At 42.3% G+C, this 14,869-nt stretch carries 12 protein-coding genes, 2 tRNA genes and 2 rRNA genes (1 of these 16 cut by a window edge); 13 read left to right on the top strand and 3 right to left on the bottom strand.

All coding sequences use genetic code 11. The annotated features are described in order from the left end of the window. Positions 1 to 79 precede the first annotated feature (79 nt). Positions 80 to 643, top strand: coding sequence for a sugar O-acetyltransferase (locus tag HW271_RS07850; RefSeq protein ID WP_178895524.1), 564 nt, complete (start codon positions 80 to 82; stop codon positions 641 to 643). Between the two features lie 153 nt (positions 644 to 796). Further along, the gene (locus HW271_RS07845) at positions 797 to 2,038 is read left to right on the top strand and encodes a carbohydrate-binding domain-containing protein (RefSeq protein ID WP_178895523.1); all 1,242 of its coding nucleotides are present in this window, start codon (positions 797 to 799) and stop codon (positions 2,036 to 2,038) included. Positions 2,039 to 2,098: 60 nt separating this feature from the next. Here HW271_RS07845 and HW271_RS07840 read toward each other — a convergent pair whose 3' ends face one another. The 3 genes from HW271_RS07840 to HW271_RS07830 all read right to left on the bottom strand — a co-directional run bounded on the left by HW271_RS07840 (position 2,099) and on the right by HW271_RS07830 (position 3,501). After that, positions 2,099 to 2,302, bottom strand: a complete 204-nt coding sequence (locus HW271_RS07840; RefSeq protein WP_006151004.1) for a CsbD family protein — start codon at positions 2,300 to 2,302, stop codon at positions 2,099 to 2,101. Positions 2,303 to 2,419: 117 nt separating this feature from the next. Continuing rightward, positions 2,420 to 3,052: a DUF421 domain-containing protein gene (locus HW271_RS07835; RefSeq protein WP_074324953.1), complete on the bottom strand. Its 633-nt coding sequence runs from the start codon at positions 3,050 to 3,052 to the stop codon at positions 2,420 to 2,422. Beyond that, positions 3,049 to 3,501: a DUF3290 family protein gene (locus tag HW271_RS07830; protein ID WP_178895522.1), complete on the bottom strand. Its 453-nt coding sequence runs from the start codon at positions 3,499 to 3,501 to the stop codon at positions 3,049 to 3,051. Before HW271_RS07830 ends, HW271_RS07835 begins: the two co-directional genes overlap by 4 nt. Positions 3,502 to 3,691: 190 nt before the next feature. On the opposite strand from HW271_RS07830, the gene HW271_RS07825 reads away from it, so the two are divergent. From HW271_RS07825 to HW271_RS07775, 11 genes are all read left to right on the top strand, one after another. Further along, positions 3,692 to 4,456 carry a nucleoside phosphorylase gene (locus HW271_RS07825; RefSeq protein ID WP_178895521.1) on the top strand — a complete coding sequence of 255 codons (765 nt, stop codon included), beginning with the start codon at positions 3,692 to 3,694 and terminating at the stop codon, positions 4,454 to 4,456. Between the two features lie 33 nt (positions 4,457 to 4,489). Further along, positions 4,490 to 5,866, top strand: coding sequence for a TrkH family potassium uptake protein (locus tag HW271_RS07820; RefSeq protein ID WP_178895520.1), 1,377 nt, complete (start codon positions 4,490 to 4,492; stop codon positions 5,864 to 5,866). A 13-nt stretch (positions 5,867 to 5,879) separates the two neighbouring features. Beyond that, a complete protein-coding gene (locus tag HW271_RS07815) occupies positions 5,880 to 6,545 on the top strand; it encodes a TrkA family potassium uptake protein (RefSeq protein WP_178895519.1) in 666 nt (221 codons plus the stop codon). Between the two features lie 136 nt (positions 6,546 to 6,681). Further along, on the top strand, positions 6,682 to 8,307 hold the full coding sequence (locus tag HW271_RS07810; protein WP_178895518.1) for an SSURE domain-containing protein: 1,626 nt from the start codon (positions 6,682 to 6,684) through the stop codon (positions 8,305 to 8,307). Between the two features lie 80 nt (positions 8,308 to 8,387). Then, positions 8,388 to 9,086, top strand: coding sequence for a response regulator transcription factor (locus HW271_RS07805; protein ID WP_178895517.1), 699 nt, complete (start codon positions 8,388 to 8,390; stop codon positions 9,084 to 9,086). Then, complete coding sequence (locus tag HW271_RS07800; RefSeq protein ID WP_178895516.1) at positions 9,083 to 10,117, top strand: cell wall metabolism sensor histidine kinase WalK; 1,035 nt, start codon at positions 9,083 to 9,085, stop codon at positions 10,115 to 10,117. The genes HW271_RS07805 and HW271_RS07800 overlap by 4 nt, the downstream gene beginning before the upstream one ends. 204 nt (positions 10,118 to 10,321) lie before the next feature. Next, positions 10,322 to 10,933, top strand: coding sequence for a 30S ribosomal protein S4 (gene rpsD / locus HW271_RS07795; protein WP_004253981.1), 612 nt, complete (start codon positions 10,322 to 10,324; stop codon positions 10,931 to 10,933). 240 nt (positions 10,934 to 11,173) lie between these two features. Further along, positions 11,174 to 11,245 (top strand) — tRNA-Glu (locus HW271_RS07790). 228 nt (positions 11,246 to 11,473) lie between these two features. Then, positions 11,474 to 13,021, top strand: a 16S ribosomal RNA gene (locus HW271_RS07785). 50 nt (positions 13,022 to 13,071) lie between these two features. Further along, positions 13,072 to 13,144 (top strand) — tRNA-Ala (locus tag HW271_RS07780). A gap of 124 nt (positions 13,145 to 13,268) precedes the next feature. Further along, positions 13,269 to 14,869 (top strand): 23S ribosomal RNA (locus HW271_RS07775); it runs 1,302 nt beyond the window's last position. The 16S and 23S rRNA genes sit together here with 2 tRNA genes alongside, the layout of an rRNA operon.

Genomic DNA, 14,869 nt, shown 5'->3' with positions numbered 1-14,869 from the left:
AGTTTTTTTATCTCTTTGCTGCTTGTTTTAAGGATAGAACTATGCTACAATCTTGTAAAACAAGCAAGGATATCAAGATATGAAAAGTGAATACCAAAAAATGATTGCCGGAGAACCCTATCGCCCGTTCGATCCAGAACTTCGTGCTCTAGCACTAACAGCACGACAAAAGCAAGCTTCCTTTAATGAAGAAGTCGATCCAATAAAAGGTATGGAAATCATCAAAGGATGGTTTGGTTCAACTGGTGAAAATCTCTATGTCAATACTCGTTTGGTAGTGGATTATGGTGTCAATATTCATTTGGGAGAAAATTTCTATTCCAATTGGAATCTGACCATGCTAGATGTTTGTCCCATTACCATTGGCGACAATGCTATGATTGGTCCTAACTGCCAATTTTTAACACCCCTTCATCCCCTGGATCCAGATGAACGAAATTCAGGTTTAGAATTTGGGAAACCAATTACAATCGGCAAGAACTTCTGGGCAGGTGGTGGGGTTATTGTCCTTCCAGGTGTTACACTAGGTGATAACGTTGTTGCAGGAGCAGGAGCTGTCATTACTAAATCTTTTGGTGATAATGTAGTTTTGGCAGGCAACCCAGCACGAGTTATCAAAGAAATTCCGGTCAAAGAAAATTAAAAGAACAGCGAAATGCTGTTCTTTTTTGTACCATAAGCAATGATTATTAATGAAGTTCGGATGGGGTTAAGAAAACTTTTAGAAAAAGTTTAGGCTTGTTTTAGGAAAGTCACGTAGACTAAGAGCATGTAAATGAAAGACGAGGAAACGAGCATGAAAGCAAAAAAATGGACATTCTTATTAACGAGTATAGCAACTCTAGCACTGGTAACAGCTTGTACCCAGTCAACTTCAAATACAAGCAATAGTGCTGCAACAACTACATCCACTACAGATGCTAAGAAAACTAACTATTTCACAGATAAGGACTACGATACTTCCTATGATGAAAAGGCAGCCGCAACTGTAACCTTGTCAGGATCAACGGCGATGGTATCAGGTGATGGAGTGGCCGTATCAGGATTTACCGTTACAATCTCTAAGTCAGGTACCTATGTGATCTCTGGTCAATCTGATGGAGTTCAAATCAAGATCGAAGCTGGGAATTCTGATGATGTACATATCGTACTAAAGGGTGTGACCATGACCAATACCAATGCAGCTATTTCTGCAACATCAGCTGGTCATGTTTACCTAACTCTAGCAGATGGCACAACTAATAGCCTCTCAGATTCTGCTTCTAATAGTGATGAAAAAGCTGATGCTGCCCTCTTCTTTAAAGTGGACTTGACCATCAATGGTAAAGGAACTCTCAATGTAGATGGTAAGAAAAACAATGGTATTAAGGCCAACGATACACTTCACATCACAGGCGGGACCTACAACATCACAGCAGTCGGAGATGCTTTTAATGTCAATGATGAACTCAATATTACTGGCACAACCATGACTATCGATGCCAAGGAAGACGGAGTTAAGGTCGACAATGATGAGGACACATCTGTAGGAACCATGTATCTCTCTGATAATACCATCACTGTTACTGCAGGGGACGATGGTATCCACGCATCAGGTGATTTGGTTATTGATAGTGGTACCTATACCGTTAAGAATTCTACAGAAGGGCTTGAAGGTAAGTCAATCACTATCAACGGTGGAGATATCGCCATCTATTCAACGGATGATGGTGTCAATGCAGCCAACAAAAATGCTCAACAAAGTGAAATTTTCTTCACTATGAATGGTGGGAACTTGACGGTTGAAGTTGGTCAAGGGGACACGGATCCAATTGACTCAAATGGTAATATTACAGTTAATGGAGGAACCATCAAAATGACTGGTCAAACTGGTTTTGACTTTGATGGAACAGCGACCTGCACAGGCGGAGATATCTATCTCAATGGTGAAAAACAAACTGAGATTGTCAATTCTATGCCTGGAGGCGGAGGGGCACCTGGCGGTGGCCCTCAAGGGAATGGTAGCCCTGGAGGTCCCGCTCCTGATGGACGACCATAAAAGAAAATCTCCTTTCTCGAAAGAGAAGGGAGATTTTTATGATATTAGGATGAGAAAGAATTATTCTCCGTCTTTTTTAAAGATGTTTTTTACGCCAGATACTGCACCTTCGACAGCTTCTTTAGCATCTTCAGCAACTTCTTTAGCTTTTGAAGCTACTTTTTCTGCAGCTCCTTCCGCTTGAGTTTTAGTATCGCCAGTAAGTTTACCAAAACTTTCTTTGACAGAACCTTTAGCTTGGTTGAATTTTTCTTCGATGGACATGGGGGATACCTCCGTTAATTTTTTGTATTATCTAAATTACATCAGATACTAATTTAAGTATATACCCTTTTATGCTAAAAAGCAAAAAACTGATACAAAAAGCATCAGTTTATTTTTTTAATAGGTTACAACATTCAATTGACCTTTATCATATTCAGCAATAAAGATATTAGAGACTTCTTCAAAACCTTCTTGTTTTAACTCATCCATTAACCACTCTTCAGTTTTGCCAATGGTTTCTAGGATTTCAACTTGGACAACACCGTCTGTGATGACTGGGTACTTAGGATTCTCGTCACCCATTCTTACGACAATTAGTTGTCCGTTTTGCTCAATCACAGCTCTCTTGACATCCTTTAATTGAAAGATTCCTTGAGCGCGCAATTTAAGAGCAACATCAGCAGCAGCTAGACCTTTTGAGCGACAGGCTTCTGGATCTAATGTTCCATTTTTAATGATAATCGTAGGTTTTCCGTCAATCAGATGTTTAATGAAGGAAACATTGGTATTCAACCATTTGAGGAGTAAAATGAGAATAGTCCAAATAATGAGGATAACAATGTATTGGATGATAGTGATGGAACTATTGTAGATAACCCCACCGATAATACCCCCGAGAACAAAGTTCTGGATTTGATCTACTGCAGAACTTGGTGCTAAATTTCCTTTACCTGTTACGTTAATAACAAAAACAAGAGAAAGTAGCCCCAAGGCTAATTTAATTGCAATTGTAGCAAAAAAGCTTATCATTTTTCAACCTCCACGAGTTCCACATCTGATTTATAGAGTTCCATCTTTTCTAATAAATAGCTATCTTGGGCAGTCCCACTAATGGCACGATAAAAATTGTCACCTACTTTAATAATCGCCCCATCAGTCACTGCTGATGTGTTGACATAAACATTTTTCTTATCAACACCTAACTCTTTTGATACAATTTCGATGAAGTGCAAGGAACTACGAAATTGATTATCATTGGATTGGTTGTTTTGAAGATTCGTAATGCTAATCAATACAAAAGCAATTAACGTCAAAATAGAAATGAGCGATAATTCACGGAACTTACTCCCTCTTTTATCTTTGAAAGCCTTAAATGCAAAGAATCCAGTCACAATCACTAAGAGCGTCGACACAATAATCATGACCCAATCCTGTTGACTGATTTGGCTTAGAACATAGTCGTATGAATAGAATTTCATAAGATTTCTCCTTTTTTAAATTCAATCTATTATAAAATAATTCCTAAGATATAGCAATTTTACCATTAGGAAAATAGCATTTAATTGTTGTTTCCTACTTAAGGTAGGTTTTTTATAATTTGACTTAGCCTCCCGTCTTGACTTTCGTTTGGCTTTTGTTATAATAGTAAAAATTTAGAGGAGGTATTCTATGATTCAAAAACATGCTATTCCTATTTTAGAGTTTGACGATAATCCTCAGGCAGTCATTATGCCCAATCACGAAGGCTTGGATTTACAGTTACCAAAGAAGTGCATCTATGCATTTTTGGAAGAAGAGATTGACCGCTATGCTCAGGAAGTAGAAGCAGATTGCGTAGGGGAGTTTGTTTCTGCCACTAAGACCTACCCGGTTTATGTCATGGACTACAAAGGTGAAAAAGTGTGTTTGGCCCAAGCGCCTGTCGGTTCCGCTCCAGCGGCCCAGTTTATGGATTGGTTGATTGGCTATGGTGTGGAGCAAATCATTTCCACTGGTACTTGTGGAGTCCTAGCCGATATAGAGGAAAATGCCTTTCTCGTCCCTGTTCGCGCTCTGCGAGATGAGGGGGCCAGCTACCACTATGTAGCGCCTTCTCGTTATATGGAGATGCAGATTGAGGCTATCTCTGCCATTGAGCAAGTCTTGGAACAAAGAGGTATTCCTTATGAGGAAGTCATGACCTGGACGACAGATGGTTTTTACCGAGAAACAGCTGAAAAAGTTGCCTATCGTAAGGAAGAAGGCTGTGCAGTTGTGGAGATGGAATGTGCTGCATTAGCAGCAGTAGCTCAACTTCGCGGTGCAGTCTGGGGTGAGTTGCTGTTCACGGCTGATTCATTGGCAGATCTTGATAACTATGACCAGCGCGATTGGGGTTCAGAAGCTTTTGACAAGGCCTTAGAACTCTGTCTTGAAATCGTTAGTCATATGTGACTGCTTTAATTGTTTTTATGGTACAATGTAACTATGCTATTCAAATCATTTTCGGAAAAAATAAACACGACCTTGGGACGTTTATCACCTGCTCGTCGAATTTTTTTAAGTTTTGCTTTGGTTATTTTCGCAGGCTCTCTCCTTTTGAGTCTGCCATTTGTGCAAGCAACAAGCTCCCAAGCGACCTATTTCGACCATCTCTTTACAGCAGTATCCATGGTCTGTGTGACGGGACTCTTTACTCAACCAGTAGCTACTACATATAACATCTGGGGTCAGTTAATCTGTATGTTTTTGATCCAGATTGGTGGTTTGGGTCTCATGACCTTTATAGGGGTCTTTTATATTCAAAGTAAGCAAAAGCTAAGTCTTCGTAGCCGTGAAACAATTCTGGAGAGCTTTAGTTATGGAGAAACTCATTCTTTAATGGTTTTCATACGTTCGATTTTCTTGACGACTTTTATCGTTGAAGGACTCGGAGCCTTCCTGTTAAGTTTTCGTTTTGTTCCGGAATTTGGTTGGGGCCGAGGAATTTTTACCTCTATCTTCGTAGCTATTTCAGCTTTCTGTAATGCTGGTTTTGATAATTTTGGAAGTACAAGTTTAGTAGCTTTTCAAACTGATCCTTTGATTAATCTAGTGCTTGCTGCTTTGATCATCACAGGCGGTCTAGGGTTCATGGTTTGGTTTGACCTGGCCACGCAGTTGAGCAAGAAAAAACGTCGGCTTCGCTTCCATACCAAGTTGGTTCTCTTCTTGACAGCTGGAATTTTATTTACTGGAACAGTTTCAACCCTCTTGATAGAGTGGAACAATCCGGGAACGATTGGCAATCTCAGCATCCCTGATAAATTGCTAGTCAGTTTTTTCCAAACAGTTAGTATGAGAACGGCAGGTTTTGCTTCTATTGATTACACCCAGGCTCGGCCTGTTACTTTGATGATTTATATCTTACAAATGTTTCTCGGTGGGGCGCCTGGTGGAACAGCTGGGGGGCTTAAAATCACAACCTTCTTTGTATTATTAGTATTTGCACGCAGTGAACTTTTAGGATTACCCCATGCCAATGTAGCTCGGAGAACAATTTTACCTCGGACAGTCCAAAAATCATTCAGTGTCTTTATTATCTTCTTGATAACTTTTTTATCGGGTTTAATCCTACTAGGAATAACAGCAGAAGGGAATCCGCGCTTTATCTACATCATGTTTGAAACAATTTCAGCACTTGCTACGGTTGGAGTAACTGCTAATCTGACACCAGAGTTAGGTAAATTAGCTCTTAGCGTCGTCATGCTACTGATGTTTATTGGCCGGATCGGGCCACTCACACTGTTAGTTAGTTTGGCTGAGTATCAACCAGATAAGAAAGATACAATCCACTATATGAAAGCGGACATTACTATAGGATAAGAAAGGATAAACTATGGCGGATCGGACAATTGGAATTTTAGGTTTGGGTATTTTTGGGAGTAGTGTTCTTACAACTCTCGCTCAGCATGATATAAATATTATCGCTATTGACGACCATGAGGAGCGAATCAATCAATTTGAACCAGTCTTGGTACGTGGAGTTGTTGGAGATATCACAGATGAAGAGCTCTTGCTCTCAGCAGGAATTGATACCTGCGATACAGTTGTGGTGGCAACTGGGGAAAATTTAGAATCTAGTGTGCTTGCAGTCATGCATTGCAAGAGTCTAGGAGTACCAACTGTTATTGCTAAGGTTAAAAGTCATACAGCAAAAAAAGTACTTGAAAAAATCGGTGCAGACTCTGTTATTTCACCAGAGTATGAAATGGGTCGTTCATTAGCTCAAACGATTCTCTTTCATAATAGCGTAGACGTCTTTCAGTTGGACAAGAATGTCTCCATTGTCGAGATGAAAATTCCACAATCGTGGTCAGGCAAAAGCCTAAGTCAACTGGACCTTCGAGGACGATACAATCTCAATATCCTTGGTTTTCGTGACTACGAAAATGCTCCCTTAGATGTTAAATTTGGACCAGATGATCTTTTGAAAGCTGATGGCTATATGATGGCAGTAATCAATAACCAATATTTGGATAATCTAGCACGCCTCAATGAGTAGAAGAAAAAGATTATTGAGTCAATATAAGTATTTTATAAGAGGGATTTAAGAAAAATTTTAACTTTTTCTTAATCCTTTTTAATTTTAGGAGATTATACTAGAGTCATCAAAAAAAGAAAACTCTAAGGAGAATCCTATGAAATTCAATCCAAATCAGAGATATACTCGTTGGTCTATTCGCCGTCTCAGTGTCGGTGTTGCTTCAGTTGTTGTAGCTAGTGGCTTCTTTGTCCTGGTCGGACAACCAAGTTCTGCGCGTGCTGATGTGGTCAATCCGACCACTGCTCAAGTCGTGCCAGATGCAGATTCGGTGAGTGAAAAGAGCAACTTACCAGCAGAGGCTCTAAAAAAAGCAGTCGATGTAGCTCTTCCTTCAGAACAATCAGACACAGTATCTAAAGTAAGCTTGGATTCTACAAGCTCTCCAGAAAAAGCGGACGCAAATGCTAAAGATCCAGTAGTAGCACCAAAAGAAGAAGTGCAAGCACAACCTGACTCTAAGAAACAAACAGAAGATGCAGTTAAACCTGTAGAAGGTCCTACGTCTACAGTTTCTGGGCAAGATTGTGACGTAAGTGAAGCGCAACCAGCAACTACCCCAGCTGAAGTACAAAAAGGCGTGGCTGATAACACCGAAGACTCAGTAGACATCCCGGCTAGCTACCTTGACAAAGCCAATTTCCCAGGACCATTTACAGCTGGTGTCAACCAAGTCATTCCATACGAATTCTTCGCTGGCGACGGCATGTTGACTCGCCTTATCTTGAAAGCCTCTGACAAGGCTCCATGGTCAGACAACGGTTCGGCTAAAAATCCTGCCCTCCCACCAGTAGAGAAATTGGGCAAAGACCTCTACTTCTATGAAGTAGATTTGGCAGGTACTCAAGGTAAATCAGATAAAGAGCTTCTTGACCTTTTAAAACAAAATGGAACGCAAAGTTATAAAGCTACTATTAAAGTGTACGGGGCTAAAGATGGAAAACCTGACTTAACAAATCTCGTAGCGACTAAAGATTTGACTGTTAATTTGAATGGTTTGACCACACCAGCTGAGGTGCAAAAAGGTGTGGCTGACAACACCAAAGACACAGTAGATGTCCCAGCCACTTACTTGGACAAGGCTAACTTCCCAGGCCCATTCACAGCCGGTGTCAACCAAGTCATTCCTTACGAAGCTTTTGGTGGAGATGGAATGTTGACCCGCCTTATCTTGAAAGCCTCTGACAAGGCCCCATGGTCAGACAATGGAACAGCAAAAAATCCTGCTCTATTACCACTTGAAGGCTTGGCTAAAGGCCAATATTTCTACGAAGTAGATTTGAATGGTAATACGGTTGGTAAAGATGGTCAGGCCTTGCTAGAGCAACTTCGAGCTAACGGAAGCCAAACATATCTAGCTACCATCAAGGTGTATGGCTCTAAAGATGGCAAACCTGATTTGACCAATCTGGTTGCTACTCGTCAAGTAACGATTCGACTTCATGGATTAGAAATGATGTCCAGAACTCCTCAAGGCGATCAGATGGCAATGCCTTCTTCTACGTCAGATTCAATGAACAAAATGAAGGATATGATGAAGGAAGCCCAAGCTTCAGAGATGAGAATGGGTGATTCCATGGCTGAAACTAGGAAAAATGATGGGCAACCGATGCTACCAAATACTGGTGAAGCTCAAACGAATACAGCTGGACTTGGAGCCCTTGGCCTAGTCTTGGCAGGTCTTGTTGGATTTTTGGGTTGGAAAACGAAACGAGAAGATTAAGATTCAAATCACTTAAACATTAGAGAAAATAGTGTTATACTAAAGCAAGTATAACACTGTTTTTGTCAAAGGAGTGTCAGATGAAAAAGACAATTTTGTTGGTTGATGATGAGATAGATATTCTAGATATTCAAAATCGCTATCTTTTGCAGGCAGGTTACGATGTTTTAGTTGCCCATGACGGTAAGGAAGGATTAGAACTTTTTAGAAAAAAATCTATCGATCTCATTATCACGGATATCATGATGCCTAATATGAACGGTTATGATTTCATCAGCGAAGTTCAATATATTGCTCCTGATCAACCCTTTCTCTTTACAACTGCTAAGACAAGCGAACAGGATAAGATTTATGGATTAAGTTTGGGGGCAGATGATTTTATAGCTAAACCGTTTAGCCCAAGGGAATTAGTTTTAAGAGTGAATAATATCTTACGCCGTCTTAGTCGTGGCGGAGAGACCGAGCAGATTGAGTTTGGTGACTTAGTGATCAACCATGTGACTCATGAGGTTCGCATTGGGGAACAGCCTTTGGAATTGACAGTGAAATCTTTTGAACTTCTATGGATATTAGCCAGCAATCCTGAGAGAGTCTTTTCAAAAACTGAACTTTACGAGAAGGTATGGCAAGAGGATTATGTGGATGATACCAATACACTCAATGTTCATATTCATGCTTTGAGACAAGAGTTGAGTAAGTATACGAATTTAAACACTCCTGCTATCAAAACTGTTTGGGGATTGGGCTATAAGATGGAAAGACCGAGAGGAAAAAAATGAAATTAAAAAGCTATATTTTAGTGGGGTATCTAGTTTCGACTCTACTAACGATTTTGGTTGTTTTCTGGGCAATCCAACGAATGTTAATTGATAAAAGTGAAGTTTACTTTCTGGTTGGAATGACCTTGATTGCAAGTTTCATTGGCGCTGCAGTGAGCATCTTTCTTTTGTCGCCCGTTTTCTCTTCTCTGAAACATTTGAAAAAACAAGCTCAGAATATAGCTGGTAAAGATTTTAGCACAGAAATTGAAACCAAAGGGCCGATAGAATTTCAAGAGCTAGGCCAGGCTTTTAATGACATGTCCCACAATTTGCAGGCTACTTTTCTATCACTTGATGAGAGTGAGCAAGAAAAAAGAATGATGATTGCTCAGCTCTCTCACGATATTAAAACACCCATTACCTCCATTCAGGTTACTGTGGAAGGAATTCTTGATGGAGTAATCAAGGAAGAGGAACGACTCCATTATTTAACCACGATTGGTCGGCAAACTGAGCGTCTAAACAAACTAGTGGAGGAATTGGATGTTTTGACTCTTAACACACAACCTCAAGATACTGCTGATGAAGAAGTCGAAGAGGTCTTTTTAGATCAGCTGTTGATTGAGTCAATGAGTGAATTTCAACTCCAGATTGAACAAGAGGAGCGGGATGTTTACATTCAAGTATCACCTGAGTCGGCGAAAATCAAGAGTTATTATGACAAACTTTCTCGTATTCTGGTCAATTTGTTAAACAATGCCTTTAAATATTCAGAACCAGGAACCAGAATCGAGGTTCTTGCCCAATTAACAGAAGAAGAACTGATAATCAGTGTGAAAGACGAGGGTCAAGGTATTCTTCCTGAAGATTTGGAAAAAATTTTTAACCGACTTTATCGTGTAGAAACGTCGCGTAATATGAAGACAGGTGGCCATGGATTAGGACTTGCGATTGCGCGAGAACTAGCTCATCAACTAGGTGGTGAAATAACAGCAGAAAGCCAGTATGGCTTAGGAAGCAAGTTCACATTCTGCCTTAATTTGAAATAAAGGCGTAAAATCTCTTTACAAATCGACAGATTCATGATACAATAGCCTTTGTGTGAAATAGCAGCAGGAAAGCATGAAGCTCGTCAACAGGTGTCTTATAACAAGTAACCTTGGGGCTGTTTAGGCGAAGGGCATCTGCACGAATCAGGGCTTTCTAAGTGACTATTTCCGCCGAAATTTTATTTATATTAGGAGGACATACATATGTCACGTTATACAGGACCATCTTGGAAACAAGCTCGTCGCCTAGGCCTTTCACTTACAGGTACAGGTAAAGAATTGGCACGTCGTAACTACGTACCAGGACAACACGGACCAAACAACCGTTCTAAATTGTCAGAATACGGTTTGCAATTGGCTGAAAAACAAAAACTTCGTTTCACTTACGGAGTAGGTGAAAAACAATTCCGTAACTTGTTTGTACAAGCTACAAAAATCAAAGGCGGAATCCTTGGTTTCAACTTCATGCTTCTTTTGGAACGTCGTTTGGATAACGTAGTTTACCGTCTTGGTCTTGCGACTACTCGTCGTCAAGCTCGTCAATTCGTAAACCACGGTCACATCCTTGTTGACGGAAAACGCGTTGATATCCCATCATACCGCGTAACTCCAGGTCAAGTAATCTCAGTTCGTGAAAAATCATTGAAAGTTCCAGCTATCCTTGAAGCAGTTGAAGCTACTCTTGGACGTCCAGCATTCGTATCATTCGATGCTGAAAAATTGGAAGGTTCATTGACTCGTTTGCCAGAACGCGATGAAATCAACCCAGAAATCAACGAAGCACTTATCGTTGAATTCTACAACAAGATGCTTTAATTTTAAGATATATGATACAGAAAGCCTACAACAGTGGGCTTTTTGTTTTATACTTTGATCATGATTTTTCCTATTTCACAATAAAAAGTATATAGTGTTTTTTTCTTATATAAAAAGTAAGTTGTTTTAACAGTAATTAATATAAAAGAAAAAAATAGAAAAAATTTTTTATAAAAAATAATTCAAACCAGTTGACAAGCGTCAAAAAGTAGGTATAATAGAAAGAGTTGACAAGCTCAGGGTCCGTTGGTCAAGGGGTTAAGACACCGCCTTTTCACGGCGGTAACACGGGTTCGAATCCCGTACGGACTATGTGTGTATCGCGGTTGATGGGAACAGGTTATAAAAAAAGTTAAAAAAACCTGTTGACAGAGAAAATTGACTGTGATATACTAATATAGTTGTCGCAAGCGCGACAAAGACCTTTGAAAACTGAACAAGACGAACCAATGTGCAGGGCACTATAACTTAAGGTTATAGTACTGAACAATGAAAAAACAATAAATCTGTCAGTGACAGAAATGAGTGAGAACTCAAACTTTTAATGAGAGTTTGATCCTGGCTCAGGACGAACGCTGGCGGCGTGCCTAATACATGCAAGTAGAACGCTGAAGCTTGGTGCTTGCACCGAGCGGATGAGTTGCGAACGGGTGAGTAACGCGTAGGTAACCTGCCTGGTAGCGGGGGATAACTATTGGAAACGATAGCTAATACCGCATAACAGTAGATATCGCATGATATGTGCTTGAAAGGTGCAATTGCACCACTACCAGATGGACCTGCGTTGTATTAGCTAGTTGGTGAGGTAACGGCTCACCAAGGCAACGATACATAGCCGACCTGAGAGGGTGATCGGCCACACTGGGACTGAGACACGGCCCAGACTCCTACGGGAGGCAGCAGTAGGGAATCTTCGGCAATGGACGGAAGTCTGACCGAGCAACGCCGCGTGAGTGAAGAAGGTTTTCGGATCGTAAAGCTCTGTTGTAAGAGAAGAACGAGTGTGAGAGTGGAAAGTTCACACTGTGACGGTATCTTACCAGAAAGGGACGGCTAACTACGTGCCAGCAGCCGCGGTAATACGTAGGTCCCGAGCGTTGTCCGGATTTATTGGGCGTAAAGCGAGCGCAGGCGGTTAGATAAGTCTGAAGTTAAAGGCTGTGGCTTAACCATAGTACGCTTTGGAAACTGTTTAACTTGAGTGCAAGAGGGGAGAGTGGAATTCCATGTGTAGCGGTGAAATGCGTAGATATATGGAGGAACACCGGTGGCGAAAGCGGCTCTCTGGCTTGTAACTGACGCTGAGGCTCGAAAGCGTGGGGAGCAAACAGGATTAGATACCCTGGTAGTCCACGCCGTAAACGATGAGTGCTAGGTGTTAGACCCTTTCCGGGGTTTAGTGCCGTAGCTAACGCATTAAGCACTCCGCCTGGGGAGTACGACCGCAAGGTTGAAACTCAAAGGAATTGACGGGGGCCCGCACAAGCGGTGGAGCATGTGGTTTAATTCGAAGCAACGCGAAGAACCTTACCAGGTCTTGACATCCCTCTGACCACTCTAGAGATAGAGTTTTCCTTCGGGACAGAGGTGACAGGTGGTGCATGGTTGTCGTCAGCTCGTGTCGTGAGATGTTGGGTTAAGTCCCGCAACGAGCGCAACCCCTATTGTTAGTTGCCATCATTCAGTTGGGCACTCTAGCGAGACTGCCGGTAATAAACCGGAGGAAGGTGGGGATGACGTCAAATCATCATGCCCCTTATGACCTGGGCTACACACGTGCTACAATGGCTGGTACAACGAGTCGCAAGTCGGTGACGGCAAGCTAATCTCTTAAAGCCAGTCTCAGTTCGGATTGTAGGCTGCAACTCGCCTACATGAAGTCGGAATCGCTAGTAATCGCGGATCAGCACGCCGCGGTGAATACGTTCCCGGGCCTTGTACACACCGCCCGTCACACCACGAGAGTTTGTAACACCCGAAGTCGGTGAGGTAACCATTAGGAGCCAGCCGCCTAAGGTGGGATAGATGATTGGGGTGAAGTCGTAACAAGGTAGCCGTATCGGAAGGTGCGGCTGGATCACCTCCTTTCTAAGGATAAGGAATGCACATTGGTCTTGTTTAGTCTTGAGAGGTCTTGTGGGGCCTTAGCTCAGCTGGGAGAGCGCCTGCTTTGCACGCAGGAGGTCAGCGGTTCGATCCCGCTAGGCTCCATTGGTGAGAGATCACCAAGTAATGCACATTGAAAATTGAATATCTATATCAAATAGTAACAAGAAAATAAACCGAAAACGCTGTAGTATTAATAAGAGTTTATGACTGAAAGGTCAAAAAATAAGGTTAAGTTAATAAGGGCGCACGGTGGATGCCTTGGCACTAGGAGCCGAAGAAGGACGTGACAAACGACGATATGCCTTGGGTAGCTGTAAGTAAGCGATGATCCAGGGATTTCCGAATGGGGGAACCCAACAGGTACTACCTGTTACCCATATCTGTTAAGGATATGAGGAGGAAGACGCAGTGAACTGAAACATCTAAGTAGCTGCAGGAAGAGAAAGCAAAAGCGATTGCCTTAGTAGCGGCGAGCGAAACGGCAGGAGGGCAAACCGAAGAGTTTACTCTTCGGGGTTGTAGGACTGCAATGTGGACTCAAAGACTATAGAAGAATGATATGGGAAGATCAGCCAAAGAGAGTGAGAGCCTCGTATTTTAAATAGTCTTTGTACCTAGCAGTATCCTGAGTACGGCGGGACACGTGAAATCCCGTCGGAATCTGGGAGGACCATCTCCCAACCCTAAATACTCCCTAGCGACCGATAGTGAACCAGTACCGTGAGGGAAAGGTGAAAAGCACCCCGGGAGGGGAGTGAAATAGAACCTGAAACCGTGTGCCTACAACAAGTTCGAGCCCGTTAATGGGTGAGAGCGTGCCTTTTGTAGAATGAACCGGCGAGTTACGATATGATGCGAGGTTAAGTTGAAGAGACGGAGCCGTAGGGAAACCGAGTCTGAATAGGGCGTCTTAGTATTATGTCGTAGACCCGAAACCATGTGACCTACCCATGAGCAGGTTGAAGGTGCGGTAAGACGCACTGGAGGACCGAACCAGGGCACGTTGAAAAGTGCTTGGATGACTTGTGGGTAGCGGAGAAATTCCAAACGAACTTGGAGATAGCTGGTTCTCTCCGAAATAGCTTTAGGGCTAGCGTCGACATCAAGATTCTTGGAGGTAGAGCACTGTTTGGGTGAGGGGTCCATCCCGGATTACCAATCTCAGATAAACTCCGAATGCCAATGAATTATGGTCGGCAGTCAGACTGCGAGTGCTAAGATCCGTAGTCGAAAGGGAAACAGCCCAGACCACCAGCTAAGGTCCCAAAATAATTGTTAAGTGGAAAAGGATGTGGGGTTGCACAGACAACTAGGATGTTAGCTTAGAAGCAGCTATTCATTCAAAGAGTGCGTAATAGCTCACTAGTCGAGTGACCCTGCGCCGAAAATGTACCGGGGCTAAAACAATTTACCGAAGCTGTGGATACCTTTATAGGTATGGTAGGAGAGCGTTCTATGTGTGGCGAAGGTGTACCGTGAGGAGCGCTGGAACGCATAGAAGTGAGAATGCCGGTATGAGTAGCGAAAGACAGGTGAGAATCCTGTCCACCGTAAGACTAAGGTTTCCAGGGGAAGGCTCGTCCGCCCTGGGTTAGTCGGGACCTAAGGAGAGACCGAAAGGTGTATCCGATGGACAACAGGTTGATATTCCTGTACTAGAGTATGTAGTGATGGAGGGACGCAGTAGGCTAACTAAAGCAGACGATTGGAAGTGTCTGTCTAAGCAGTGAGGTGTGAATTGAGTTAAATGCTTAATTCTATAACATTGAGCTGTGATGGGGAGCGAAGTTTAGTAGCGAAGTTAGTGACGTCACACTGCCAAGAAAA

This window comes from Streptococcus sp. oral taxon 061 (assembly GCF_013394695.1).
Taxonomy (GTDB): domain Bacteria; phylum Bacillota; class Bacilli; order Lactobacillales; family Streptococcaceae; genus Streptococcus.
This window is presented reverse-complemented; position numbering and strand designations above follow the sequence as displayed.

Bases quoted from the DNA above. Each gene is read 5' to 3' on its own strand.
- HW271_RS07835 (WP_074324953.1), bottom strand. From the start codon at position 3,052: ATGATAAGCTTTTTTGCTACAATTGCAATTAAATTAGCCTTGGGGCTA.
- HW271_RS07830 (WP_178895522.1), bottom strand. From the start codon at position 3,501: ATGAAATTCTATTCATACGACTATGTTCTAAGCCAAATCAGTCAACAG.
- HW271_RS07845 (WP_178895523.1), top strand. From the start codon at position 797: ATGAAAGCAAAAAAATGGACATTCTTATTAACGAGTATAGCAACTCTA.
- HW271_RS07825 (WP_178895521.1), top strand. From the start codon at position 3,692: ATGATTCAAAAACATGCTATTCCTATTTTAGAGTTTGACGATAATCCT.
- HW271_RS07810 (WP_178895518.1), top strand. From the start codon at position 6,682: ATGAAATTCAATCCAAATCAGAGATATACTCGTTGGTCTATTCGCCGT.
- HW271_RS07800 (WP_178895516.1), top strand. From the start codon at position 9,083: ATGAAATTAAAAAGCTATATTTTAGTGGGGTATCTAGTTTCGACTCTA.
- HW271_RS07850 (WP_178895524.1), top strand. From the start codon at position 80: ATGAAAAGTGAATACCAAAAAATGATTGCCGGAGAACCCTATCGCCCG.
- rpsD (WP_004253981.1), top strand. From the start codon at position 10,322: ATGTCACGTTATACAGGACCATCTTGGAAACAAGCTCGTCGCCTAGGC.
- HW271_RS07805 (WP_178895517.1), top strand. From the start codon at position 8,388: ATGAAAAAGACAATTTTGTTGGTTGATGATGAGATAGATATTCTAGAT.
- HW271_RS07820 (WP_178895520.1), top strand. From the start codon at position 4,490: ATGCTATTCAAATCATTTTCGGAAAAAATAAACACGACCTTGGGACGT.
- HW271_RS07840 (WP_006151004.1), bottom strand. From the start codon at position 2,302: ATGTCCATCGAAGAAAAATTCAACCAAGCTAAAGGTTCTGTCAAAGAA.
- HW271_RS07815 (WP_178895519.1), top strand. From the start codon at position 5,880: ATGGCGGATCGGACAATTGGAATTTTAGGTTTGGGTATTTTTGGGAGT.